Raw genomic sequence first — 25,877 nt, forward strand, 5'->3', positions numbered from 1 at the left:
ACTCGTTGCCGGGGCAGTCTGACTGGTGTCACTGCCCCGGCGATTGTCCCGACCAGTCTCGTTCAATCCGTCGGCAGGGTGAAGACGGTGCAGGGATCGGCGATGCCGCGCAATCGGTGTTCACCCAGTGGAACCAGCTGCGTTGTCGTCTCTGCTGCCAGCGCACCTGATATCAGCACACGATGACCAAGGGACTTGCAGAGCCCTTCCAGCCGGCTGACCAGATTGACCGCGGGGCCGATGGCCGTGAAATCCAGCCGGTCGGCAGCACCGATATTGCCCCAGAGCATTTCGCCGAAATGCAGCGCCACGCCGAAGGGCAATGGGACCAGGCCCTGTGCTTGCCGTGTGGCGTCGAGATGGACCATGCCTGCACGGGCGGCAGCGACAGCACGCAGAGACGCTTCGCAGGCCTCAGCGGGCGTTCCGGTAACGGGAAAGATCGCCAGAACGCCGTCCCCGATGAACTTCAGCACCTCGCCCCCGAAAGCATGCACTGCACCCGCAATACGATCGAACCACGCGTCAAGGGTGGCGATCATGAGGGAGGGGTCGGTCGCTTCCGAGAGCGCCGTGAAATCGCGGAGGTCAGCACAGAGCAAAGCGGCGCGAATGGTTTCACCATTGTTGCGGCCGAGCGCCCCGGCCTGTACCTGTGCGGCACTGCGTTTGCCGAGATAAGCTTCAAGAAGGGTTGTCAGCGCTGTACGGGCGGTTAGTGCCGCTAAGGGTGCCGCTGCAAAACGCGCGGCTTCGTCCAGCCGCTCTGTCTCGGACGGGGTGAACGAGCGGGATCCGGCCCAGCCCAATATCGGATTGTCAGAGCCTCGGCCGATCTTTCCTTCGTATATTGGTCCAAGTCCGGCAAGCCAGTCGCCCGCAGCCTTGTTGAGCGAGCTGCCGGCAAAATCGAGTGCCTCGATGACGGCGCCGGTTTCAGCCCTCCACAACCAGGTCCGACGCGCAATGATCGGATGCGGAATGGAAAGAGTGAGAGCCCCGCCCGCAAGTGGCAGACCGTCGGCAAGCAACTGGCGGCCAAGCTCGGCTATGAATTGTTCGGGGCTGGACGAGGTACTGGCCTCATCGACCAGCCAGGCGAGGTGGGCGGGCAAATCCATTCCTCGATCATGCCATAGCGCCCGCCTGATGTCAGCCAGACGACTGCGACAGTCGGACGCGCTTTCTTCGTGAACCTGGCTTCCCTTTCAAATGATAAGCTTGGTCACTTCCTGCCGTGAAAGATATCCGGTCCCGGGTCGCGTCCCGCCGTCACTGCTTCCAGGCGGCCAAGGTAGTGGGCCCAGCCTTCGGCATGGCCGGCGCATTGCTCGACATTGGGCAAGCCGGTATGCGTCAGACGCAAGAGCGTTCCATCAGGCTGCTCGATCAGATCGATCTCGACGAGGCTCGATCCCGGCGGCACCACGTCGCTGCCATCCCAGCCGAAGCTGTAGGCCAGGCGGTGGACCGGCACCACTTCACGGAACGATCCGCGCGCGAAACGCGCACCTGTCACGTTGACGAGATAAAGCCCCCCGGGCTGGGCTCGATATCCGCCTCTGTTCCCATCCAGCGGAGGATCTTTTCCGGATCCGTCAGCAGGGCGAACACTGCCGCAGGCGGCGCAGAAAGATGCGTTTCGCGGCGAACAACGAGAGCTTCCTGCATCGTTTTCTCCCTAAATTGGTCTGCGCCGATTGAGGCCACGACGCGGTGTCCTCAATTATTTTAGGGGGAAGATCTCTCCCAGCAAGGGCGTCGTGAGTGATCGTCTTGAGAATTGTGGTTGCCGTCAGGCCTATGCAGATGACGGGGGGAACTACGGATTTGCCTTTAGAAAGGCGATAAGATCGTCGACTTCGAAGCTCCACAATCCCCAGAAGCGCATCTTTGTTCCCGGGACTTTTCTGTTCGGCGCTGCCAAAAATTCGGCAAGTTCATGCTCGTTCCACACGAGCCCCTCTTCGCCGGCTTTCTTCAAGGCAGGGGAGTAGGCGTAGTCGTCTAGGCCAGCTGCCCGCCTTCCCACGACACCCTTCAGTGAGGGGCCAAATGTACTTCTGGTGTCATCGACAATGTGGCACGAAGAACAGGCCCGAAAAATTCTCGCACCACGATCTGCATCAGCCGCGAAACTATTGCTCGCAACTGAAGCTGCCGTAATTGCCAATGCGATTGTTTTCAACGTCGTTCTAGGCCTGCGCATCGATCCTGGTGAGTTTGAAGAAGAACCGCCTTTCGTCGTCGCGCACGCACATCATCCCAGCCAGCGTGTTATCGTTCACCCGTCTGAAATGGTCGACGATCGGTTGCCTGTCGTAAACCATTGCAGCGCTTGCGACGTGCTCGAATGCCCGAACTTCCAGGGCTGCTGTCGTGCCCCGCGCGCGGAACGCCTTGTGCAGAAGCGAAAACAGGCTTCGGGCAAGGGACGTCCGTCCCAACGGCGCAAGCCTGATTGCAAGCCCGAGAGGAACGAAGCGTGGATCAACGGCCACAAGCCTCCCGGGAAGCCACTGAAAGAGCAGGGCGTCCGCTCGCCTGTCGGGGTGAAAGCGCTTGCCGAACCATCGCAAATTCTCGAGAACGCCGTCCAGTGGATGCCCCGACGGAATGCCGGCGCCTCTCCAAAGCCCGGTCATCTCAAGCGGATCGACAGGCTCGAGCGACCGGAACCAATCCGTCATGTCTTTCTGCAGGTCCACTTGCACGGCTTCACCTTTTTCTATGGTCACACCAGAAACGACGTAGCGCTTGTGTGCGGAGATTCCGAGGGCCGAATCCTCTCTCTGTCCGGAACTTTCGAAGTTCGTGCTGGTTGGACTGAATATAAAGAGCGTCAATCGCAAGACGGTGTCCGGCAAAATGGGTGTTCATTGTGGCTTTTTCGCCCTGGCGTTGGCGATACCAATCCGCGCTTATGCGCGAAAAAACTGCCGCGGGATACCTAGCCAGACACACGATTGATCGGATGCAATGAGGCCGATTATGACCAAACTCGACAAGCAACATCGCGAACATTTGGAAACACCTCCAGGCGCCCCGGAAAACAAGGTCGGGCGCGGCCCGCCTATCAAGGGGTCGGGCGAGCAAGATGCCATAAGGCCGGGCATCAACGATCCCCGCCTGATGCCGATTGGCAAGCCAGGCATTCGCGTTCGCGAAGGAAAGCGATGACTTGCCTGAAGCTCATCGCAGGTTGGGGGAACCGGAAGTGACACCGATGTGGACTTTGCGGCAAATACCCTCGGCCAGGCGCCCGATGCATCGCCTTTTCGGCAAGCCATTCTTGTTTGGGCTTGCCGTCGGGCTTTTCATCGCCGCTCCCCATGCTGCAATGAGCCAAGCCGGCAGCAAGGAACAGCAACCGGGATGTCAGGCCGATAACCCGTCGTCAGTCGAGACGGATCGGCAGACGGTGAATGGGGGATCGGAAAGCAAGATATCTCGCTGCAAAGGCGTATTGACGCCTCCGCCGACGGGCGATCGCGGGATGGTTGAACCGGCCCCTCCGACCGGGGACATGCCGGTCATTCGACCGGGCGACACACCCCAACAGGCACCTGCGCCCAAACAACAATAGGCGAGACAACGCCACTCGGCGTTGTCGGATGCCCGATATCTACGGGAACATGTCGTAACCGCCGCGGCGGAAGGACGGTCGTGCCTTGAGGCGCTCGAAATAGGCTATAACCGCCGGTAACCTGGGTCGTTCGATGGGCGTGTGAAACCATCTGTTGACCGAAAGGCCGATCAGGATGTCGGCCAGCGTGAATTCGTCTCCCGCTACGAAAGGTGCTGTCGTCGCGAGGGTGTTCTCCAGGACTTCCATCCTGCGATTCCAGTTCCCGGCACTGTCGGCAATGACGGAGCGGTCGGAATAGGCGAGGTCCTTGCGCACAAGGCCCTGGAATGCACCGCGCCAGGCACTGTTGAGCTCCGTTGCTTGCCAATCCATCCATCGTTCGACGAGCGCCCGTCTCCATGGGGAGGGTGGCAGGAGATCGTCGCGGCCATACCTGGACGCAAGATAACGGCAGATCGTATTGGACTCCCATAGGATGCCGTCATCGCTATCGATGACCGGCACGAGACCATTCGGATTAAGCGCAAGGAATTCCGGTGCGCTGGTCGAGGCAAATCCCGTTCCCCAATCTTCCTGCACATACTCGATGCCGATCTCTTCGCAGGTCCACAGCACCTTTCGAACATTGATGGATGATTGCCTGCCAAGAACTCGAAGGGCGCCCATGATCCACTCCTAACCAGTGGGCCTTGGTTATCGAATGAGATCTTGCTTTGCACCACCAAACATGTCGCGGCGACAACAAAGCCTGCACTTGTGTATTCCCGGCAATTTACCGCAGCAATTTCAGGGATCCGGTCAGCGACCTTACCCATTTAGCCGGTCCAGCAAGGCCCAGTCCGTCGATCTCCTCATCGCTCAAGTCCCTGTCCGGGAACTGACGCTGGTAGTCAGTATAGTCGTGCAGTGAGCGCGCAAAACCAGGAAACGGTACGATGGCGTGTTCTTCCGGCTGGTTCAGCGCCTTCAACAGGATCTGTCGGATCGTCTCGCCATCGGCCTGCAGGATCGGCACCGGTCGATTGGAGACGATATCGGTGGCCCTGCCAGCACGGTCGCTGAGCCTCTCGGCGCCAAGGAGCGGCATTTTGGCGCCTACGCCAATGCCGATGGCGCTGACTGTATTTGCAATGAGAGCGGACGGGAGTTTGGGGTCGACGACAATGGCAATGCGGATATCGGAGAGCATCTGAAAGACCTGAGATTACGATGGCGACAGCCTAAGTGATCGCAGCAGAACAATCCTGTCTGATATTGCCGTCCTCGGCCGAAACTTGGTAGGATCGACCTGCTTTGTGCAATTTGTAGGTAGATGCTTCCCATGACGACATTTGAGCCGGTTGAACTGAAAATCCTTTCGAGCCTGCAGGCCGAGGGACGCCTGACAAATCAGGAATTGTCCGAGCGTGTCGGCATGTCCACATCCCCTTGCTGGCGAAAGGTGCGGCAGCTTGAAGAGACAGGTGTGATCCGGGGTTACAAGGCCGATCTCAACCGGCGCAAACTCGGGCTCGGCGTCCTTGCCTTCATCCGAGTGAAGATAGATGGTCATAACGAGGCAGAGGCGGACGCCTTTGCCGCCGAGGTTGCACGGCTACAGGAAGTCGTCGCTTGTTATAGCATTGCCGGAGATTCGGATTTTCTATTGCAGGTCGTCTCGGCTGATCTCGATTCCTATGCCGATTTCGCCATGTCGGTCGTGCGCCGCCTGCCGCGCATCAAGGAAATGCAGACCACGTTTGTTCTTAAGGAAATCAAACCGTTCGAAGGTTTTCCGGTAGGATTTTAAGAAGCGGATCCGAATTGATGATCGGTGGAAATAGCCGTCCAGCGGGTGCTGGACGGCTAGAGGGTACTGAAAAGCGGGCCGTCATGGCTTCAATATAGCTGGATCAAATAATCACATTTCAACAGATCCAGAATGATCGGTGACGCTTGCGCGAGACTTTTCGCGACGCACAATAAGTATGACAATTTGATTTGTCAGGCCGTGCCACAGTTGTTGAGCCGTTTGCCGCGATGTGTACCAGCACAGAAGAATTCAGTTTCCAGGAAGCCGAAATTTTTAGTTTCCACCCGATTGACCGGATCGGAAACCTTGCGTTAGCTTGATTAAATCAATTTGATTGAATCAAAAAATAACAACTAAGGGAACGAAAAAATGGGACTGGATAAGAGCGTAATCCGCAGTGTTTCTGCGCGCGCCGCCTGGGCCGCGGCCACCGCCCTGACGGTGGTGATGACCTTTGGTATATCGGCTGCTTCGGCTGCCGAATCCGTGCTGACGATGCATATCGAAGAGCAGTCGAGCTGGGTGCAAAACTTCAATCCGTTCGATCTTGCCGGTCGTCGGCAGAGCACCATGGATTTCATCTATGAGCCGCTGGTCATCTTCAACGCGCAGGATGGCGGCAAGCCGGTCTGGCGCTTGGCGACAAGCTACAAGTTTTCCGACGATATGATGTCGATCACCTATGAATTGCGGCCCGGCGCGAAATGGTCTGATGGACAGCCGCTGACCTCAGCTGACGTCAAGTACACAATCGATCTGATGCTGAAGAATGCCGCGCTCGACACGGTTGGTGTCGGCGAGACCGTTGCATCCGTCGAGGCGCCGTCGCCGACGGAGGTGACGATCAAGCTCAAGGCCGTCAATTCCGACTTCCCGGAATCGCTTGCCGATCTTGCCGTCGTTCCCCAACATGTCTGGAAGGATGTTTCAGATCCGGTTGCTTTCAAGAATGAGAAGCCGATCGGTTCCGGTCCGATGACGGAAGTGCGCCGGTTCACGCCGCAGGTTTATGAACAGTGCCGCAACCCGGACTACTGGGATGCCGCTTCGCTGCATGTCGATTGCCTGCGACTGCCGCAGATTTCCGGCAACGACCAGATGCTCGCGATCCTGCCGGAAGGCAATATGGATTGGATCGGCTCCTTCATCCCCGAGATCGACAAGACCTTCGTGGCGCTCGACGCCGATCACAACGGCTACTGGCAGCCGCCGGCTGAAACCGTCGCCTTCCAGATGAACTTCAAGAGCAAGGACGAGGGCAATCTGGAAGCCTACAAGGATCTGAACTTCCGTCACGCCTTCAGCCTCGCCATGGACCGCAAGTCGATGGTCGACATTGCCGGCTTCGGCTATCCCGTCGTCAACGAACATGCCTCCGGCCTGCCGCCCCGCTTTGAAGGCTGGCGCAACAAGGCTGCCGAAGGCGACAAGGATGCCTTCATGGGTTTTGATACCGAGAAGGCCAGCAAGATCCTCGACGACGCAGGCTACAAGAAGGGTTCGGACGGCTTTCGTACGACGCCGAGCGGCAAGCCGATCAATTTCCCGATCATCGTTCCCAATGGCTGGACAGACTGGATCGATGCCGTGCAGATCGCCGTCGAAGGCCTGCGCGCAGCCGGCATCAATGCTTCGGTCACGACACCGGAATACGAACAGTGGCGCAAGCAGATTCTCGACGGTAGTTTCGAGGTCGTCATGAACTCGCGTGCCGATGGGGCGACTCCATTCCGCGGCTATTACCAAAGCCTGTCGACGGCTTATGCCGGCCGCGTCACAGGTGCTCCCTCGCGCTATTCCAACCCGAAACTCGACGCGCTCTTCGATCAATATCTGAAGGCGACGTCCGATGATGATCACAAGAAGATCTTCAACGATATTCAGCTGCTGGTGGCCGAAGATTTCCCCGTCGTGCCTGTCTTCAATGGTCCGACCTGGTATCAGTTCTCCAGCAAGCGCTTTACCGGCTGGGTAACCGACAAAGACCCGGTCATGAACCCGGAAGATCACGATAACAACCGGATGCGCCTCATGCATCTGCTCCGCCTGAAGCCGGTCCAATAAGACCGGCGAGGCAAGGGACATGCGTGTTTCCGGACGGCGCCTTGGCGTCTATGCAGTCGCCCTGGCGTTCGCCATCGTGATGAACTTCATACTTCCCCGGCTTATGCCGGGGACGCCCGTCGATGCCATGGTCGCGCAGCTCGGCCCGCGGGCGACACCTGCAGCCGTCGAGGCGATCAAGGCACGCTTCGGCGCAGTCGATCAGCCGGTGCTCCTGCAATTCGTCGACTATATGAAGGGACTTGCAACCTTCGATCTCGGCGTCTCGGTCAAATATTACCCTCAGACGGTTGTCCAGGTCCTCAGCCGCTCGACAATCTGGACGATTTTCCTTGTCGTCACCGCCATCATTTTTTCGCTCAGCGTCGGTGTGGTTCTGGGTGCAATTTCCGCCTGGCGGCGCGGCGGACGTTTCGACACGATCATCTCCCCGCTCGCGGTCGTGATGATTTCGGTGCCGCCTGTCATCGTGGGTCTGACGACGCTCTTCATGTTCGGTGTGTCGCTGCGGTGGCTGCCCGTTGGCTACGCCTATGATCCGAACCTCGATCCGGGGTTAAACTTCACTTTCGCCGGCAGCGTCTTCATCCACGCCATCATGCCGGTGCTGACGCTGTCGCCGTTCCTGATCGGGGAGTTTCAGACGACCATGCGCTCGTCGATGATCTCGGTGCTCGGGGAGGATTACGTCACAATGGGCCGTGCAAAGGGCCTCAGCCATCTGAGCGTGATGTTCGGCTATGGTGCGCGCAATGCCATGCTTCCGGTCCTGACGAACCTCGCTCTTATGCTCGGCGCCGTCTTCGGCGGTTCGATCGTCACCGAAATCGTCTTCAACTATCCGGGACTCGGCTTGACGCTCTATACCGCAAGCATCGCTCGCGACTATCCGGTCATCCAGGGCCAGCTCCTGCTGATGACGCTCGCAACGCTCGGCGCGAATTTCCTCGTCGATATCATCTACGGGTTCATCGACCCCAGGCTGCGGGATGCCGTGTAATGGGAGCCACGCTCAGATCCATTGTTCGTCAGAAGAAGGCCGTCGCCGGTCTGATCATCGTCGTCGGACTCTGGCTGATGGCATTGCTTGCCCCTGTCATCGCCCCTGGCGAGCCGGGCGCACGTGTCGGCCGTTCGCACCAGCCACCTTCCATCGAGCATGTGCTTGGCACGACGAAAATGGGCCGAGACGTCTATCGCCAGTTCGTCTGGGGTGCCCGCAGTTCGCTGTCGGTCGGTTTTGCAACGGGCATTGCCATCACCGTCATCGGCACCGCGATCGGCCTCGTCGCCGGTTACGCCGGAGGCAGGACGGACGCCGCGCTCGACCTTGCGACAAACGCAGTTCTGGTCGTACCAAACATGCCGCTTCTGATCCTGCTTGCCTCCTTTGCCGGCACGGTCGGGCCGATGACGATCATGACCATCATCGCGCTGACCTCCTGGCCATGGGGCGCGCGCATGACGCGCTCGCAGACCATGGCGCTGCGCAACCGCGATTTTGTCACCGCATCGAAAATGATCGGCGAACCGGCATGGCGCATCATCTTCGTCGAGATCCTGCCGAACCTGACGCCGCTGATCGGCATTAACCTCGTCGGCAGCATCATCTACGCGATCGTCGCACAGACGACGCTCGAATATCTCGGCTTCGGCGATCCACTGAAAGTTTCCTGGGGCACGATGCTCTATAATGCCCAGAATGCATCGGCGATCATGGTCGGCGCGTGGTGGGACGTCGGCGTGCCGGCCATCGGCATCGCGCTGACCGGCCTCGGCCTTGCGCTGCTTAACTTTGCCTTCGACGAGATCGCCAATCCGCAGCTTCGCTCCGGTCCGGCACTGACGCGCTGGTTCCGGCTCACCCGTGCCCGCAACCGTGAACTGGAGGCACGCCGATGACCAGCAATCTCCTGGAAATCGAAAAGCTCAATGTCGACTACCTGCTCGACAGGGGAGAGTTCCGCGCCGTCAAGGATGTCTCCTTCAATATCGGCAAGGGCGAGATCTTCGGGCTTGCCGGCGAATCCGGCTGCGGCAAGAGCACAATCGCCTATGCCATCACGCGACTGTCCAAGGCCCCTGCCTGGATCAGCGGCGGTAGCATCCGCATGGATGGGCAGGATCTTCTGAAGATGCCCGAGCGCGATCTGCAGAAGATCCGCTGGAAGCGCATCGGTATGGTCTTTCAGAGCGCGATGAACTCACTCAATCCGCTAATGCGGGTCGAAGCGCAGTTTCATGATGTGCTTCACAGGCACACCGGCTGCTCGCGTCAGGAGTCGCGGGCGCGCGGAGAGGAGATGTTCCGGCTCGTGGGCATACCGTCGCAGCGCATCAGCGACTATCCGCATCAGTTTTCGGGCGGTATGCGACAGCGCATTGTCATCGCCATTTGCCTGGCGCTGAGGCCCGAGCTCATCATCATGGACGAGCCGACAACGGCGCTCGATGTCGTCGTGCAGCGCGAAATCCTCGAACAGGTCGTCGACCTGCAGCGAGCTTACGGGTTTTCGGTGCTGTTCATCACCCATGACCTGCATCTGATGGCGCAACTCTGCCAGCGCATTGGCGTCATGCTGAAGGGCGAACTCGTTGAGGTCGGAGATGTCAGCCAGGTCAGTCAGGCGCCGTTGCATGATTATACGCGCAAGCTCTGGAACGCCATTCCCCAGCTTCCGAGCACGCCCCATCTTTCAGGAGCACTGGCATGAAGCCCGAGGCAAGTCCGTCCACGGCCACACCCGTCATACGGATCGAAGAGATCAGGCGACAATTCGGACCGGTGCATGCACTGAAAGGCGTTTCCTTCTCGCTCCATCCCGGCCGCGCGCTGGCGCTTGTCGGCGAGTCCGGCTGTGGCAAGACGACCTGTGCCCGTATCATCGCGCGTCTCGACCGGCCGACCGGCGGCAAGCTATTCTTTCGCGAGCAGGATCTGACCGCGCAGGGGACGGCGAGGGATGAACGTCTCTATCGCAAGGACGTTCAGATGGTCTTCCAGGATCCGTTCTCGTCACTCAATCCCGCCTTCACGGTCAGCCATCATCTTTCCCGGCCACTGCAGCTTCATAGCCAGGACACGTCGCGGATAGCTCTTGAGGATGGCATTACGGAATTGCTGACAAGCGTCGGTTTGGACCCGGCCGTGTCGAAGCAGAAATTCCCGCATGAGCTTTCCGGCGGCCAGCGGCAACGCGTCAACATTGCCCGGGCTCTTGCGGTCGCGCCGAGCGTGCTGGTTGCAGACGAGCCGACGTCGATGCTCGATGTTTCCATCCGCAAGGACATTCTCGATCTGCTTGCCCGGGTGAAGAGGGAGAACGAACTGGCGATGCTCTATATTACCCATGACATCGCAACGGCGGCGCATGTGGCCGAAGAGATCGTCGTGATGTTTGCCGGTCAAATGGTCGAATGGGGTGATACAGAAACAGTGCTCTCCAAACCCCGCCATCCCTATACCCAGCTCCTGCTATCGGCGGTGCCCGATGGCGGACGCCCTTTCGTGACCGGCGGCAGTGCACGCTTCCTCGAGCAGGCAGAGCGCGTCCGTTCGCTCAGCCGTCCGGAATCCACGGTGATCGAACAGATCGGCCCCAATCATTTCATGCGCGCACTCGGCGCCCAAAGCTAACAGGACATACGCCAATGGATTATCTCGTGAACCTGTCCACTCTTCCGCAGGACACAAAATCACCCGACGCGATGGCAAAAGCGGGCGTCACTATCCGCCGGGCACTGCCTCCTGAACTGAAGCTGATTGTCCGCTGGATCGGCGAGCATTTCGGCGACGCGTGGGCAAGCGAGGCAACGGTTGCGATGACGCGCCAGCCGCCGACCTGCTTCATCGCTACGCGCGAAGGCAGGCTCGTCGGCTTTGCCTGCCACGAGGCGACCGCTCCCGATTTCTTCGGGCCGACCGGTGTCGATGAAAGCATGCGGGGGCTCGGCGTCGGCAGGGCGCTGCTCTTTGCCAGCCTCAACGACCTGAAGACCATGGGCTATGGTTATGCGATCATCGGCGATGTCGGCCCATCCGCCTTTTACGAGAAAGCCGTCGGCGCCACTCCCATCCCCGATTCCGCTCCCGGCATCTATGCCGGCATGCTCAAGAGCTGATAACGACAGTCCGAACAGAAAGAAGCAATCATGTCCAAACCGCGACATCCGGCCTTGCGGCTCGAAACTCTCTGGAATCCACCAGCCGACGGCAAGGATTTCTCCTATGTCCTGCAGCTCAAGAATCTGGCCGCCGAGCCACTCTCGGGCTTCTCGCTCTGCGTCAGTGGCCCAGGACGGGTCGATCCCGCTGGACGTGTGGAGGGGGCAACCGTTTTAAAAAGGCTGTCGAACTTCACCGAATTCCAGCCGCCGGAAGGTTTCGTTCTCGGCAAGGGCGAGACCTGGACGATATCAGTCCACGCGCTGAGCTGGCAGTTTCGCCATTGGACGGATGGTGCGACCAGCGCCTATCTCGCTTTTGCCGACGGTAGCACCGTTTCGCTCGGGATCGAGCCCACGCGGTCATCTGCCAGCAATGCGCCCCTGAAGCGTGGCGCGGAGATTTTCCCCGTGCCGGCCATGGCGCCGGTGCAGGTTTCGATCATTCCCTGGCCGAACCATGTGGCTGTCGCTTCACGGCGACCCTTGCCGGCAGGCTTCGCACTGCAGGCTGAAGATGCGGATGCGATAGCTGCAGCTGATAGCTTTAAGACACTGGTCTCCCATCTCTTTGCCGTCGAAGGTATCGTCCGCTCGCCTGCGGAAGGGGCTGCAACTGTCAGCTTGAAGAAGTCCGCCGGTCTCAGTCCCGAGGCATACCGGCTGACATTCGAAGAGGAGGCGATCACCGTCGAGGCAAATGGCCAGACCGGCTTTCTCTACGGCCTCGTGACCCTTGGCCAGATCTGGCGGGGTGCGCGCCTGCATCCGCAGACTTTCCAGTTCCCGGCTTCAGGCGAAATTGTCGATGAACCATCGATGGCCTGGCGCGGTCTGCATCTGGATGTTGCTCGTCAGTTCTACGGCGAGGCGGAAATCAAGAAACTGATGGCGGTACTCGCCTGGAACAAACTCAACCGCTTCCACTGGCACCTCTCCGATGACGAGGCCTGGCGCGTGGAGATCGATGCATATCCGGCATTGACCGAGATCGGTGCGTGGCGCGGCCACGGTCTTGCCCTGCCGCCGCTGCTCGGCTCCAGCCCTGCCCGTACAGGCGGCTATTATACCAAGGACGCCATCCGTGAAATCGTCGCTTACGCCCAGGGGCTCGCTATCGAAATCGTTCCGGAGATCGATATACCCGGCCACTGCTACGCAATGTTGCAGGCCATACCGGAGCTGCGAGATCCGCAGGAAGCCGGTAGCTACTATTCCGTCCAGGGCTTCCCCGATAATTGCATCAACCCCGCTCGTGAAAAGACCTATGAGGTAATCGAAACGATCTTCTCGGAACTCATCGAGCTGTTCCCCTTCAAGACCATCCACATCGGTGCCGACGAAGTGCCGCTCGGCGCTTGGTCAGGCTCACCGGAGGCGCTCACAAATCTGCGTTCGCTCGCCGGTGACGACGTTGCCGATGCGCATGCGAAGCGCCTGAATGTCATTACCAATACTCATGGTGCCGACGATATCCACGGTTCTGGTGCTGCCTACCTGCAGGCCGAGTTTCTTGGGCGGGTTCAGCGCTTCCTTGCCTCCAAGGGCTGCATCACCGGCGGTTGGGAAGAAGCGGCGCATGGCGATGTCATCGACAAATCGAAGAGCTATCTTTGCAGCTGGCGCAATGTCGAAGTCGCCGCCGAGCTTGCCAATCGCGGTTATGAGATCGTCGTCTGCCCTGGGCAGGTCTATTATCTGGACATGGCGCTGCGGCCGGATTGGGACGAGCCGGGTGCGAGCTGGGCCGGCACCTCGGATGCCGAAAAGATCTATACGTTCGATCCGGTGGGCGGCTGGACTGAAACTCAGAAGCAGAAGCTTCGCGGTATCCAGGCCTGCATCTGGTCCGAGCCGATGACGGATCGTGCCGTCTTTGACCGGCTCGTCTTCCCGCGTCTTTCGGCACTTGCCGAAACGGGCTGGACGAAGCCGTCTGCGAAATCCTGGGAACGTTTCAAGGCACTCGCAGGGCTGATGCCACTGCTCTACGGGCTGCAGCAGTCTTGATCGATTGATGAAACGGAGACGGCTGATCTCACCTCTCGGTCGAGGAGGAGATCAGCCGACCGGCTTCTGCAACACGTCGAAGCGAGGATTGGTCTCCGAGAAGATCGGCAGGGCGGCCGCTCCGAGGATCGCGGTATCCTTGCCTGTCATGCCGATCATGACACGCGGAATGGTTCTCTCTTCAGCGGGGTCGATCGGTACGTGCAACGGCTCCAGCCGCTCGGCCAGCCGGCGCATCATGATGGTCGAGATGCTGCCGCCGAGCACAATTGTCTGCGGATCGAAGGCAAGCTCGAGGAAATCGATAGTCTGTCGCAACGGCTGCACGGCCTGATCCAACCATGTATCGAGACCATCGCCACTGCTGGCGATTAGCGCGTCGAGATCGTCGGGCGAAAGCTCATCCGCGTTGGTTATGCCCATAACCTCATAAGCGACGGTCGGCGAAACGTAACGGTCAAGACACCCGCGCTTGCCGCAGCTGCAGAGCCGGCCATGCGGCTCGACGATGATGTGCCCGATCTCGCCGGCATTGTGACGGCTGCCCTTGTAGAGGTGTCCATCGAGAAACATGCCGGCGCCGATGCCGCCGCCACCCGCAAGGAAGAGATAGACGAAGCTGCTGAAGCCACGGGCGACACCATGCAGGCGTTCGCCGATGGCCGCCGCCGTCGCGTCATTCTCGACGAGCACCGGGACCTTGACGCGCCGTTCCAGTTCGTAGCCAACCGGGAAGTCCTGCCAGCCGGGCAGGTTCAGTGGGCTCAGCGAGGTGACGCCGCCATCCGCATAACGGCCGGGCAGGGCCATGCCGACACCCAGCAACCTGTTACGGTCGAAGGAGAAGGCCTGCTGCAGATCCTCGACAATAGACCCGAGGACTGGCATGGCCTGTTCGGGATCGGGATGTTCGACATGGCGCTCGATGCGTGCACACACGGCGCCGGAGAGATCAGTCAGCACACCGCTGGCGCGCTGGCGGCCAAGTTCGAGACCGATGGAATAGGCGCCGTGCGGATTGATCGAATAGGGGATGATCGGTTGGCCGCGCGCAAGCTTCTGCGCTTTGGCGGGCACGAGCAGATGGGAACGCTGCAATTCCTCGACGATGTTCGATACCGTCTGTGCCGTCAGCGCTGTCATGCGGGCGATTGCGGCGCGCGACAGCGGACCATTGGTGCGGATAGCCTCGATCACGACACGCCTGTTGTGTGACTTGGCCTGCTCGAGATTGGTGCCTGAAATAGCCTTCATGGTGTCTTTTATAGGAGTTGAATATCACCATTGCCACAAGACGATCATGTGGGAAAGGGCAGAAGTGTGCAGTCTTTTCAATGCGATCGCGACGACAGTTGATATCGATTGTTTCGTCGGCTCTTAAAGTATCACTTTAACGACGGTGTCGCAGGCGTCGATGCTGTTGACGGTGCCGGACAGGGCATCGAATTCCCCTGAATGATAAGAGATTTGTCGTGAAAATCGTCTGCCAGGATCGACGGCGTCAGGATGAAGTTCTATGGCAGGCGGAATGCCTAACCAATTGAGGCGAATCATGAATTTGAGCATCAGCCGCACCGCTGGAAACGCAGTACTCTTCGGCGTGCTTCTGATGCTTCTCGGAGATCTCCTATTTTCCTTGAATGACGCCATGGGCAAATGGCTGGTGGCGAGCTTTGCGGTCGGTCAGGTCCTGGTGATCCGCTCGTTCGGTTCCTTTCTGATCCTTGCACCCATGATTGCCAGGCAAGGGCCTCGCACGCTGTTTCAGGTCGAGCGCGTGCCCCTGCAGGTCCTGCGGGTCATTCTGACGACAGGGGATGTTGCGTTATTCTATGCCGCGGTCGCCTACCTTCCGCTCGCCGACGTCATGACTTTCTACATGGCCGGGCCTATCTACGTGGCCGCTCTGTCGCATTTTTTCCTTGGCGAAACCATCGGCTGGCGTCGTTGGCTAGCCGTCATCATTGGCTTTGTCGGGGTCGTGGTAGCCCTGAGACCTTCAACGGCAATGTTATCCTGGCCCTCGATCTTCGGTCTGATCGGCAGCCTGTCCTTCGCGCTGACATTGATCCTCGGCCGTCGTCTGCGACAAACCAGCGATGCGACGCTGGTAACATGGCAGACAGTCGGCGCCCTGGTCACCGGCCTAATCCTGAGCATTGGCGACTGGCGCTCAATGTCCTCCCTCGACTTCATCGCGATGCTGGCGCTGGGTGTCGTCGCGGGCAGCGCGCATTTGATGATCACGCGCGCGCTGAAGCTCGCTCCGGCCTCCCTCCTTGCCCCGCTTCAATACAGCCTGCTGCTCTGGGCAATCGTGCTGGGCTATGTTTTCTTCGGCGAATTGCCGGACAGCCAGATTCTGATCGGCTCCGTTATCATTGTTCTGGCAGGCCTCTTCATCTTCCATCGCAAGAACATCGTGGATGTTACGCCCAAAGCCGACGTTCCGCCCGATGGGCATTAGAAGTCACGCGGTCCTGTGGTGATTTCACCGATGGGCAGGTCTACGTGCTCATCACCCACATGGATTGCACCGAGCTTGGCATCCGCCGCAGTCAGTCGCATCATATGGTGGCGTGATCGCGGGGTCTCCTCCGGGCTTTCAACCGAAAGCAGGATTTGCTCGTCGAATTTCGACTTTTTCAATTGCCGCTCACCGTTCGCGATATCTGGCTTGGGAACATGGCGTTGCTTCATGACAAGCAGGTAAGCCTGCCATGCGAAGCTGAGCATGAACCGCGGGTTTTGAAAAATCGCCCAGGCGGTCACGATGGACAGACGCAGGTGCCTTGCCCTTCTGTACTGCCGGAACGCATATTTTTGAGTAAGCGCGATAGCACTTCTGGCCGCGTATCTCGGAAGCTGCGGATTTGCGATGATCGAGCGCTTGATTACTTCCAAAACACCTCGACCCATCCGCGCGTGGTTGGACGACATATTGCCGGGATATTTCCTGTATCCCACCAGGCGTTCGGGAACGACTTCCATGCAATAACGCGCGGCAAGCCTGAGTTCGAAATCGAGGTCTTCACAGCCTCCGATATCTTCTGCAGCGTATGAGCTATCAAACCCGCCAATCTCAAGCGCAGCGTCCCGTCGGACGAGAAGCGCGCTTCCGTTACCTACATATTTGAAATTCAGATGCCGGGCGTAGATATAGCCCCTTGCGATCTTGGAGCCGCCGAGCCCGATGATCTCATCATCCTGATCGATGATATAATGCAGCACATAGACCGCGGCCCATCGCGGCGACAAGCGGATGAGAGCGTCTACCTGCTTCTCGATCTTCGTCGAGTGCCAGAGATCGTCGGCATCGAGGAATGCCACATATCGACCTGATGATGCATCGATTCCAGTATTTCTTGCGGCGGCGACACCATGGTTTGGTGTGGACAGGAGGCGGATCCGTGAATCCGTCATCGCTATCTGCTCAACCAGTTTTGCCGTGTTATCCGTGGAGCCGTCGTCGACAACAATGATCTCCAGCGCAGCATAGGTCTGGGCCATAGCGGACCGAAGCGTGCGCTCAATATAGCGGGAAGCGTTGAAGGCTGGAATGACCACCGAAACCAACGGTTGGGTGGAATGAAAAGCATCACCTCGGTCCATCGGTTCTTCCTTATATCCCCGCCGGGACGAGGCAGATTTGATGCTTCATCAGGCTGGCGACAGATGATCGGTGAGTGACGATGATCAGTGTCTTGGTCCGATATTCCCCAAGCAGGAGGGAAAGCACCCGCGCTTCGGTCGCCTCGTCGAGCGCATTGGTGGCTTCGTCGAGGAGTAATATTTCAGGCCGACCGGCAAGTGCGCGCGCCAGGCCAATGCGTTGCCGCTGGCCGCCAGAAAGCCTGATTGCCTCATCGCCCAGCCATTCGTCGAAGCCGGCGGGCAGTTTCTCGATGAATTCTGTGGCGCAAGCCATATCCGCCGCCCAACGGACATCCTCCTCGGAAATTTCCCGGCGGAACCGGATGTTGTCCAGAACCGTGCCTTCCATCAACTCGACGTCTTGGCCCGAGACGGAGAGCAGTCGCAACCAGCTCGGTCGCTCGATGGTTGAAAGATCCCGGCCATCGAGGGTTATGCGCCCCTCGCTCGGCTGGATGAGATCGAGCAGCATGTTGAGAATCGTTGTCTTGCCGGAGCCGCTTGGCCCCGTCAGTGCGGTTGTTTCTCCTGTTTTGATGGAGAAGCTCACATGGCTGACGGCGGGAGCGCTGCTGCCTTCATAAGAGAAGGAAACATCATGGAAAACGATCTCCTGCTGCAGATGTCTGAGCTTTTCTCCGCAGGCAACCTGCCTGGCATCGTCCGCCTCGGAAATTACTGCCATAACGTTCTGCAAGGGGGCTTCCAGGGCATGCAGGCCAAGGATCTGGGAATCGAATTCCTTGATATACGGTTGAAGCCTGTAGAGGAGGATGGTTGCCGATAAGGCTGCACGGAAATCCACCGGCAGAAATTGCGACGACAGAATGATCGTCAGGACTACGCCGAATGTCAGCGCCTCGCTCAAAAGCGAGGTTATCGCACCCATCTTGTCGGAATGGGACCAGGTTTTCCCGACATCTGTTGAAAGGGCATCGAAACTGCTTTCGTGGCGCTTTTCCAGGCCGAAGCTTTTCACCGCTTTTACGGTCTGCAATGTGGTCCAGGTTAATTGGGTCAGGTCCTCCATCGCCGAGATGGCGGCCGCGCCTGTGCGCCGATAGGTCTCGGCAAACAGGCCGAGGGTCAGATTATGGACCACACCGAAAATAAGACCGAGCACGGCGATCGGCCATGCCATCACGAGCATCCCGGCACCGAAGATGATGATGGTCCCAAGATTGATTCCCAGGCGAACCAGGCTCGCGTGAGCGGAGGCCACCGCATAGGACTCCGTTGCGATGACATTCATGAGATCGCTGCGTTCGTAGTGCTGAAAGCGCTGAAATGGGATCGTCAGGATTTTTGAATAGAGACGATTGCGGATGCTGCCGCTGATTTGATGGCTGACGGCGCTCGCGATGATCGAATTGGCGAAGCCAAGAACGATCCTGAGGATGATCGCGCAGACGAGGATGGCGACCAGCATCGATTTCGATATCGCAGCTTCAAACCCACCGAAGAATGCCGGAAGCCCAGGGATCGCAGCGCCGGTTGAGGGGCTTTGCTGGCCGAGAACAAAAACGAGGCTCACCAGAAAGGTGATCCCGACCATTTCCATCAGGCCGCTCAGGATACCGATCACGACCATCACCGACGTCTTCAGCCGAAGTGACGGCACGAGTTTCAGAAGCTCACGGAATCGAGCTGCGATGACCAAATTGAAGGGTCCGGCCGACTTGGCGGAAACGGAGTCTTGCTGCGTTGTCATAAGCCATTCCCGCGGGGTTTGGCTAAGACGCCGCTCTGACCAACAGCTGCCGTTTCAAAACGGGCATGGAATGAGGTGCCATTCTCGGGGAGGGCGATGACGGCCATTGTATCTGCGGCCTGCGGGAAAGGGCGCTTCCCGATCAGGCGTCTTGCCAATCGTCGTGCCCGGCGTTTGGCTGAGTGCCAGACAAGGCTGGCCCCATGTCTAGCAAGCCTCACGGGGAACCGCCCGGCAATCATCGGCGCGAGCTTTCTGAGCTGATCATGGTCTTTGCTGGAAAGCGCCTTATGGAAATACCATCGCGCCGTATCGAATTCCGCGGTGGCGGCGGCGGCGGCAAGATGCGGATGGCGTTTTTTTACCTCTGCCATCACCAGGGCATGTGATCTCAGCATGCGACAGGCATTGCTCGACATGTTCCCCTGGGTGAAACGGTATCCCGTCAGAAAATCAGGGACTGGGGTGAAAGGCAGCCTTTCGGCCAGCGCCAAATAAAGCCTCTGGTCTTCGCATCCTTCCGCATCCTGATCGCGCAGCGACGGGTCGTAGCCACCACATGCCAGGACATCAGCACGCGGCATCAGCGGCGTGCTGCCGTTACCGATAAAATTTTCCCGTATCATGATTTCGAAGACGTCGCCCTTGTACGAGACCGGGCTCGAATGGGCGAAAATCACGCCATTCGCGTCGATGGCCGCATACCAGTTGTAGGCGACGCCGCGCCCGTCGGGAAGGCTTGCGAGCGCCCGGAGCTGCAATTCGATTTTGCGCGGATGCCAGAGATCGTCGGCGTCGATGGGGGCAATGTAGCTGCCGATCGCTTCGCCGATTGCTGCGTTGCGGGCGCGAGCAACACCGCCGTTTTCCTGCCTCAGGACCCTGACGCGTGAATCCTGGAGCCGATAATCGATTGCCAGTTCGTAGGTCCCATCCTCCGAACCGTCGTCGACCACGAGGATTTCCAGGCGTTCGTGGGTCTGGCTTGAGACGCTTCGAAGTGTGTCTACGAGCGTCCTTGCAGCGTTGTAGGCTGGAATAACAACAGTGACCAAGGGGAGGTGATCGACATTCATGGCGCGCTATCCGATGAAAGCGTCGGGTTGGCCCATCATTTCGGCAAAGGCCTTGAGAGGAAGGTCGCCGCGAACTTCGAGGCGTGGCAGGGACAAGGGATGGTCGGCAAAGCTCGTCCTTGCATGCTTGGTTGAAAAGCCGATCTCGTAGCCCGCTCGAACAAGGATGCCGGGAACACGAAAATCGGTGGAACCGAAGGGAAGGGCGATGGACCTCACGGGCTCGCCGAGCCGGCTTTCCAGTGCGTCGCGCGAAAGAGCCGCCTCGTCGAGCAACGTAGCGTTATCAAGCGAACTTGCCGGCCTGTGAGACGCCAGATGAGACCCGAAGCGGATGCCTTGTCGGTGCAGGCTCTGGATATCGCCCCAGGACATCAGCGGTGCCGTATCCCCGTAGCGGGCATCCCAATCCGACCTGCCGCCCACCTTATCCGTCACCACGAAGACGTCTGCACTGAACCCGTTTTCCGCCAGGATCGGAAAGGCATCGGTGAAAAAATCGAGATAGGCGTCGTCAAAGGTCAGAACGACGGGTCGGCCCTGGATAGGTTTGCCCTGACGCAACAGATTGGTCAGGCTCTCGGCCGTCAGCGCATAGTAGCCCTGCCGCCGGAGGAACTGCATCTGTTGACGGAAGGTTTCCGGGGGCACCCGGAAGCGACGGAGCGAGTCCGGACCGTCAAGTGCGACCCTGTGATACATGAGCACCGGGATCGAGGTCACGACCTCATTCGCCCACGCGACCTCGCGATCGACGCCTGCCGGTCCCCGGATAATGTATTTGGCGACGTTCGCATCGAGAGGCACGCCATGGGCCGCGATATGCACGACTGGTGTTGCCGTATCGCGCTTTGCGAACCGATGGATTGCGTAAAGCTCGGTCTCGATTGTTTCCTCAAGCACAAGATCAGGCAGGTTTGACAGGACCTTCTTGATCGTCCCCATGCCAAACGGATTGTCCCAGTCGAAACCGGTTCTGTCGGGCTCGTCGCGCCGGAGATGGGCGTGTGCCGTGACAAGGCAGCCCCCCGGTTTCAAGGCGGCGGCGATCTTCCGGCATACTTGTTCGAGGCTTGCTTCATCGTCGATGAAGTAGAGGACCTCCGAGCAGACGATCAGATCCTGTTCGGGCGGAAGTTCGCCTTCGACGAAATCAAGGACGCGAAGCTCCACATTCGGAAGGTCGCGGCATCTCTCGGTTGCTCTTTCAACGGCGCGGCTGGAAATGTCGGCAGCCATCACGAAACCCACCTTTTGTGCGAGTTTTATCGTGAATAGTCCTTCAGCGCAGGCGAGCTCCAGAGCCTTCCCGACATCATCAGGAATGAGGCTCAGCGTTTGCTCGTATTTGAGCTGTTCGTATACTGAGACATAATTCCAGGGGTCCGGGCGCTCGAAAAAACGTTCCCAATATTCCTTCTTCGTCGCAGCTTCGGATAGATACGCTTGTTTGTCTTCCACTTCAGGAGACTCGTCACTGGTCACGGCTACGGCGAGTGGATGCCTGGAATGCGAGCCGGCCTCGGGCAAGCCCGCGTCATCCTCTCGCGCGTTCGCTGCCGGCCCGACGAGTGCGGTTACCTGGATCGTTTTGAAGAGATGGTTGAGTTGCCTTCGCCGTCCGCGATGCTGCCTCATAATTTTGCTGAAAACCCTCGCATTGCGAAGGGCTCCAGTTGCCCAGGTGCGCGCATAGGAAAATGTCAAAGGTGTCGGTAAACGATCTGCAGTCTTTAGTTCATTGATGATCAGATCGGCTTGGGCGCGGATGGATAAGTCTCCCCACAGGGCGGCGACATGCGATCCGACATGGTGCCGACCGGCATAGAGATGCAGCAGCAGCGTATCGGCCTCGTCCGCCTTTCTGATCAAGGCTAGCTTGCCGATGTCGGTTGCCACCACCTGGAGATGGCCGAGCGCGAAGGAGCGAGACATGTCAGCTGCAGAGATTGGCCAGACAGTGAGCTCTTCTATCCGGCGTCCGGTTCCGGGAAGAGAGTGCCGCTCAAGCAATTGTACCAGCTCGAGGAACGCGCGCTTCCAGCGCTCAAGCAATTCGACAAGATCGGAATCACGTTCAACTGCCAGGCCGACCTTCAACCCGTGCAATATCACCTCGGCCAGGAAGCTCTCGTAGCCGGAAGCGTTCGGGAATTCGGGCAGAAGTTTCGCCAGCTCGGCAAGATCGGTTCCCGTGCACAGGTTGACGGAAGCGGCCCAGGCGAGCATCCGCAATTGACCGAGAGCAGGCGCGGTCCATTGGGCGTCCTCATTGGACTGCGAAAGCCCCTCTTTCAAGCGCAGCTCTTGCGCGCTGGTGGTAACGCGGATTGCATCCCTCACCGTTTTAAACGGATTTCTGGAGAGAGAACCGGTCTTCATGCGATAGAAGGCAAAGCATCCCTCGACCTCTCGGAACGCAGCTCCCGCAAATGCCATGCGGAGCCAGAGATCCCATTCCTCGCAAGTCTGCAGTTCGACATCCAAACCGCCCATGCGGACGAAAAGGTCCTTGGGAAAGACCACTGCATGAATCGCTAGAGCGCAGAACGATGAGAATTCCCGCTTTGCCCTGTCTCCTGTGAGATCGGGGGGTGTCTCGACGCCTAGCTTTCGGCCGTCTGGCCTGACGCGGCGATAGCTGCAATAGGCAATGACCGGTTTCAGACCATCGACGGCGACCGGCAGCATGTTCTGAATGAATGCAGGATCCAGCCAGTCGTCGGCGTCGAGCATGCACAGCAGAGGAGCGGTCGCAAAACGGGCGGCTGCGTTGCGGGCTGCAGATGCGCCGGCATTCGCCTGACGATGGACCAGGATCCGGCTGTCCGATTTCGCCAGGCCTTCGAGCACATTCCAGGTGTCGTCTTTCGAACCGTCGTCGACGACCACCGCCTGCCAGTTAGACACCGACTGTCTCTGCAAGCTGCCCAAGCAGTCGGCCAGAGTTTCCGCCGCGTTATATGCGGGGATCAGGAACGATATGACAGGCTGCGATACTGTTACCATGCCGGCATCTTCCAGCGGCGCAGGACATACCAGGCGCCGTTGACGCATCCCAGCATTTCCTCCTTGAGAAAGAAGTCGTCCGAGGTCGCTCCCTTGGGCAGCCGTTTCTTCAACTTTCGAAAATAGTATCGTGGCAGGGCCACGAGGATGCGCCGCAGATTTCCCCGGTTTCCGGTGTTCTGGTACTGGACCAGCAAGGCAGCCACATGGCCACTCATATATTGGCGGATCTGCTTGGCGAGCCCTTTCATCTCCTTGCGATGGAAATGCCAGGAAACCGCTGTCGGCTCGTAGCGGCAGGTGCGACCGTGATGCAGAAGTCGATTCCAGAATTCGGAATCACCCGAGCATCCCGCCGCGCCCATATCCAGCCGCACGTCGAACAATCCGATATCGTTGAACACCTGACGGCGGAACGCCTGGCTTGCGCCAGCGCCGATCAGCCAGGCAGGCGCCCCGTATGGTGCGCTCTGGCGATAGAAGTCGGGACCGAAATCCAGGCGCTTATAGCCTCTGCCAAATCCCCAATGGGTTTCGAAGATCAGTTGCGCGGGCGTGGAAAGCTCTCCGGGAAGGACAAGGCCGGTAACGCATCCGATCTCGGGCCGGTCAAAGGCCTTCATCAGGTTTTCCAGCCAGCGTTCATGCAGGACCACGTCGTCGTCCGTGAAGGCCACGAACTCGGTACTTGCCGCGCGCACGGCGGCATTGCGGGCGAAGTCCAGGCCTATTCTGTCTTCCCGCACATAAGTCGCGCCGGCCGCCTCCACGACGCGGCGCGTGCCGTCGCCGGCTGAGGCGTTGTCGACGACGATGACCTCAACCGGCGACAGAGACTGGCTCGGGATCGATGCGAGACATCTGGCCAGTTCATCCGGCCGGTCCTTGGTGCAGATCAGGAGGCTGACGTCGCGGTTCCTGATCGGCGTCTGCATTACAATCCGGGCGTGTTCAGTGGTTTCCGTCAGTACGGTGTTTGCTGCCAGTTCGGTCAGCTCTTCTGGCCCTTTGATAAAGGCCTGACCGACGGGAAGGCCGTCGGAGGTGAAGACGACCAGGCCGGCAGCGACCGCCCGCGCATCCGCACGGACGTCATCCAAAAGATCCAGGTACTGGATGGGCACGGGAAAGACATTGTCTTTCATGTCACGCGGGACGGCGTCACTCATTACCACACTCTGCGCCAGATGCCGGGGAACTGGTTAACGTCCTGCCTTGGCCAGCCGGCGCGTGTCAGACTGAGCAGCGTCAGCCTCTGCGGCAGTAATTTTCATCTCCTGCCTGAACCAGTCCAAAGTTCTTGCGACGCCTTCCTCGTAGCTAATCGCGCACGACCATTCGGGCATCACATAGTTTGCATTCGTCAAATCCGGCCGTCTGTTTGTCGGATCATGCGGCGGCGAAGGTTCGAAGACGATCGGAACCCCGCCTATCAGGCGCGAGACATATTGAGCTACTTCGAGGACGGAGATTTCCCGATCGTTGCCGACATTGAGCGGGCCTCTGTAATCCGTCTCGTTCATCCAGAAGTAGCGCGCAAAACCATCGATGATGTCATCGACATAACCCCAGCTGCGGGACTGCAAGCCATCTCCGAACACCGTAATGGGGCGGCCTGTGAGAGCCTGGGCTACAAAGTTGGAGACGGCCCGGCCGTCGTCCGCCCGCGTCCTTGGTCCATAGACGTTGAAGGGCCGAACAATTTTGACGTCCAGCCCTTGCGTACGCTGCATTTCGAACAGCAGGGACTCCGTGCAGCGTTTGCTTTCGTCATAGGATGAGCGTGGCCCGGTGCAATCGACCTGGCCCTTGTAAGATTCCGGCTGCGGCGAGACGAGAGGATCACCATAAACTTCCGAGGAAGAGGTGAAACAGAAGCGGCCTCCCTTTTTCAGAAGGTCCAGAAGACGGTACGCTCCGATGAGATTTGCCGAAATGGTTCTCTTGGGTTCCTTCATGTACCAGGGCGGCGAGGCCGGAGAAGCAAGATGGTAAACTTCGTCAAATTTGTCCGACGTCTGAAGCTCTTCCACGTCCGATCGCACGAAATGGAAGCGCGGATCCCTAATATGGGAAATATTGGCCTCAAGACCGGTCCAAAGATTGTCAACGACGACCAGCTTTTCGATGTCGGTGCGATTTAAAAGCCTATCGCACAAATGGGATCCGAGAAAACCGGCTCCGCCTGCTACAAGCACTTTCTTCATGACTTCTCCTGCGGATCGAACGTTTAGTTTTGCTTATATTCGAATGCTGCGATCTAAGATCGTCAATAACTCCGGTCCATTTTTGGGAATTTAGCGTTAAGAACTGTGAATAATGTCGATAATGGTAGTAAATCTGCACGGAGATCCCCCGGCGGGAAAGCATAGCCAAGCGTCGTCGCGCAGGCCGCAACGATACATCTGCCCCAGATAAGGGAGGTCTCCTTCGATTTGTTGCTGCGCTTCCATATGCAGTCGGAGCGCCAGCGGAGTGAACTCCATCTAATGGACCGTCTTGGAGTACCGCTTTCAACGCACCTACAATGTCCTCGACTAAAAGCAACACGGTCGCGTTTTAGCTTTTTTGTGCGGTGCAGAACACGGACTTTAGTCTGATGTGGTCTACCTCATGCGAAGTAGTTAAAGAAACCGAGGATATGCTTTCCAAATCGGACTTAATTCTAGATTGAAACTTTAAGGCCCTTTTCCTCCATCTAAAGAGCCGGCGCGGCCTTATCCATGTTTCACGTCGCTAGAACTGGAGGCAGGTAGCCCTATCGGGCGAATAACAACTGGTGACGGGCTCTTGTTGTGCGTCACTAAC

The 25,877-nt window shown here is 58.6% G+C and carries 22 protein-coding genes and 1 pseudogene; 10 read left to right on the plus strand and 13 right to left on the minus strand.

The window, feature by feature from the left end; genetic code table 11:
• Positions 1 to 62 precede the first annotated feature (62 nt).
• The 4 genes and pseudogenes from LVY75_03395 to LVY75_03410 form a co-directional block, all read right to left on the minus strand.
• Positions 63 to 1,121 (minus strand): adenylate/guanylate cyclase domain-containing protein, encoded by a 1,059-nt coding sequence (locus LVY75_03395; GenBank protein XAZ21017.1) that lies wholly within the window; start codon positions 1,119 to 1,121, stop codon positions 63 to 65.
• 104 nt (positions 1,122 to 1,225) lie between these two features.
• Positions 1,226 to 1,671: pseudogene (locus LVY75_03400) on the minus strand (SRPBCC domain-containing protein).
• 151 nt (positions 1,672 to 1,822) lie between these two features.
• Positions 1,823 to 2,209 (minus strand): cytochrome c family protein, encoded by a 387-nt coding sequence (locus LVY75_03405; GenBank protein XAZ21018.1) that lies wholly within the window; start codon positions 2,207 to 2,209, stop codon positions 1,823 to 1,825.
• Positions 2,196 to 2,690, minus strand: a complete 495-nt coding sequence (locus LVY75_03410; protein ID XAZ21310.1) for a DUF4334 domain-containing protein — start codon at positions 2,688 to 2,690, stop codon at positions 2,196 to 2,198. The genes LVY75_03405 and LVY75_03410 overlap by 14 nt, the downstream gene beginning before the upstream one ends.
• Before the next feature lie 301 nt (positions 2,691 to 2,991).
• Between LVY75_03410 and LVY75_03415 the strand changes: the two genes are divergently transcribed.
• Positions 2,992 to 3,180, plus strand: a complete 189-nt coding sequence (locus tag LVY75_03415) for a hypothetical protein (GenBank protein XAZ21019.1) — start codon at positions 2,992 to 2,994, stop codon at positions 3,178 to 3,180.
• Between the two features lie 445 nt (positions 3,181 to 3,625).
• Here LVY75_03415 and LVY75_03420 read toward each other — a convergent pair whose 3' ends face one another.
• Both LVY75_03420 and LVY75_03425 read right to left on the minus strand, forming a co-directional pair.
• Positions 3,626 to 4,255, minus strand: a complete 630-nt coding sequence (locus LVY75_03420; protein XAZ21020.1) for a glutathione S-transferase family protein — start codon at positions 4,253 to 4,255, stop codon at positions 3,626 to 3,628.
• Between the two features lie 106 nt (positions 4,256 to 4,361).
• Entirely contained in the window at positions 4,362 to 4,778 is a 417-nt protein-coding gene (locus LVY75_03425; GenBank protein XAZ21021.1) for a DUF2000 domain-containing protein, read from the minus strand.
• A 132-nt stretch (positions 4,779 to 4,910) separates the two neighbouring features.
• Between LVY75_03425 and LVY75_03430 the strand changes: the two genes are divergently transcribed.
• The 8 genes from LVY75_03430 (at position 4,911) to LVY75_03465 (ending at position 13,619) form a co-directional block, all read left to right on the plus strand.
• Entirely contained in the window at positions 4,911 to 5,378 is a 468-nt protein-coding gene (locus LVY75_03430; protein ID XAZ21022.1) for an Lrp/AsnC family transcriptional regulator, read from the plus strand.
• Positions 5,379 to 5,750: 372 nt separating this feature from the next.
• The gene (locus tag LVY75_03435) at positions 5,751 to 7,445 is read left to right on the plus strand and encodes an ABC transporter substrate-binding protein (GenBank protein XAZ21023.1); all 1,695 of its coding nucleotides are present in this window, start codon (positions 5,751 to 5,753) and stop codon (positions 7,443 to 7,445) included.
• 19 nt (positions 7,446 to 7,464) lie between these two features.
• On the plus strand, positions 7,465 to 8,445 hold the full coding sequence (locus tag LVY75_03440) for an ABC transporter permease (protein XAZ21024.1): 981 nt from the start codon (positions 7,465 to 7,467) through the stop codon (positions 8,443 to 8,445).
• A complete protein-coding gene (locus tag LVY75_03445; protein XAZ21025.1) occupies positions 8,445 to 9,347 on the plus strand; it encodes an ABC transporter permease in 903 nt (300 codons plus the stop codon). Before LVY75_03440 ends, LVY75_03445 begins: the two co-directional genes overlap by 1 nt.
• On the plus strand, positions 9,344 to 10,159 hold the full coding sequence (locus tag LVY75_03450; protein XAZ21026.1) for an ABC transporter ATP-binding protein: 816 nt from the start codon (positions 9,344 to 9,346) through the stop codon (positions 10,157 to 10,159). The genes LVY75_03445 and LVY75_03450 overlap by 4 nt, the downstream gene beginning before the upstream one ends.
• Positions 10,156 to 11,082, plus strand: a complete 927-nt coding sequence (locus tag LVY75_03455; GenBank protein ID XAZ21027.1) for an ATP-binding cassette domain-containing protein — start codon at positions 10,156 to 10,158, stop codon at positions 11,080 to 11,082. Before LVY75_03450 ends, LVY75_03455 begins: the two co-directional genes overlap by 4 nt.
• A gap of 14 nt (positions 11,083 to 11,096) precedes the next feature.
• On the plus strand, positions 11,097 to 11,567 hold the full coding sequence (locus tag LVY75_03460) for a GNAT family N-acetyltransferase (protein ID XAZ21028.1): 471 nt from the start codon (positions 11,097 to 11,099) through the stop codon (positions 11,565 to 11,567).
• A gap of 30 nt (positions 11,568 to 11,597) precedes the next feature.
• A complete protein-coding gene (locus tag LVY75_03465; protein ID XAZ21029.1) occupies positions 11,598 to 13,619 on the plus strand; it encodes a beta-N-acetylhexosaminidase in 2,022 nt (673 codons plus the stop codon).
• Positions 13,620 to 13,670: 51 nt separating this feature from the next.
• Here LVY75_03465 and LVY75_03470 read toward each other — a convergent pair whose 3' ends face one another.
• Positions 13,671 to 14,873: an ROK family transcriptional regulator gene (locus LVY75_03470; protein XAZ21030.1), complete on the minus strand. Its 1,203-nt coding sequence runs from the start codon at positions 14,871 to 14,873 to the stop codon at positions 13,671 to 13,673.
• A 298-nt stretch (positions 14,874 to 15,171) separates the two neighbouring features.
• On the opposite strand from LVY75_03470, the gene LVY75_03475 reads away from it, so the two are divergent.
• Positions 15,172 to 16,086 carry a DMT family transporter gene (locus LVY75_03475; protein XAZ21031.1) on the plus strand — a complete coding sequence of 305 codons (915 nt, stop codon included), beginning with the start codon at positions 15,172 to 15,174 and terminating at the stop codon, positions 16,084 to 16,086.
• Here the strand turns inward: LVY75_03475 and LVY75_03480 are convergent.
• Genes LVY75_03480 through LVY75_03505 form a run of 6 tightly spaced genes read right to left on the minus strand, consistent with a single transcriptional unit; the run spans position 16,083 to position 25,276 of the window.
• Positions 16,083 to 17,231, minus strand: coding sequence for a glycosyltransferase family 2 protein (locus LVY75_03480; protein XAZ21032.1), 1,149 nt, complete (start codon positions 17,229 to 17,231; stop codon positions 16,083 to 16,085). The two genes, LVY75_03475 and LVY75_03480, sit on opposite strands and share 4 nt — an antisense overlap.
• A gap of 10 nt (positions 17,232 to 17,241) precedes the next feature.
• Positions 17,242 to 18,984 (minus strand): ABC transporter ATP-binding protein/permease, encoded by a 1,743-nt coding sequence (locus LVY75_03485; protein XAZ21033.1) that lies wholly within the window; start codon positions 18,982 to 18,984, stop codon positions 17,242 to 17,244.
• Positions 18,981 to 20,060 carry a glycosyltransferase gene (locus LVY75_03490; protein XAZ21034.1) on the minus strand — a complete coding sequence of 360 codons (1,080 nt, stop codon included), beginning with the start codon at positions 20,058 to 20,060 and terminating at the stop codon, positions 18,981 to 18,983. The genes LVY75_03485 and LVY75_03490 overlap by 4 nt, the downstream gene beginning before the upstream one ends.
• 6 nt (positions 20,061 to 20,066) lie before the next feature.
• Complete coding sequence (locus LVY75_03495) at positions 20,067 to 23,069, minus strand: glycosyltransferase (GenBank protein XAZ21035.1); 3,003 nt, start codon at positions 23,067 to 23,069, stop codon at positions 20,067 to 20,069.
• A complete protein-coding gene (locus tag LVY75_03500) occupies positions 23,063 to 24,238 on the minus strand; it encodes a glycosyltransferase (GenBank protein XAZ21036.1) in 1,176 nt (391 codons plus the stop codon). The genes LVY75_03495 and LVY75_03500 overlap by 7 nt, the downstream gene beginning before the upstream one ends.
• Positions 24,239 to 24,271: 33 nt before the next feature.
• On the minus strand, positions 24,272 to 25,276 hold the full coding sequence (locus LVY75_03505; GenBank protein ID XAZ21037.1) for an NAD-dependent epimerase/dehydratase family protein: 1,005 nt from the start codon (positions 25,274 to 25,276) through the stop codon (positions 24,272 to 24,274).
• Between the last annotated feature and the right edge of the window lie 601 nt (positions 25,277 to 25,877).

Origin of the sequence: Sinorhizobium sp. B11 (assembly GCA_039725955.1) — a bacterium.
In the GTDB taxonomy this organism is placed as follows: domain Bacteria; phylum Pseudomonadota; class Alphaproteobacteria; order Rhizobiales; family Rhizobiaceae; genus Rhizobium.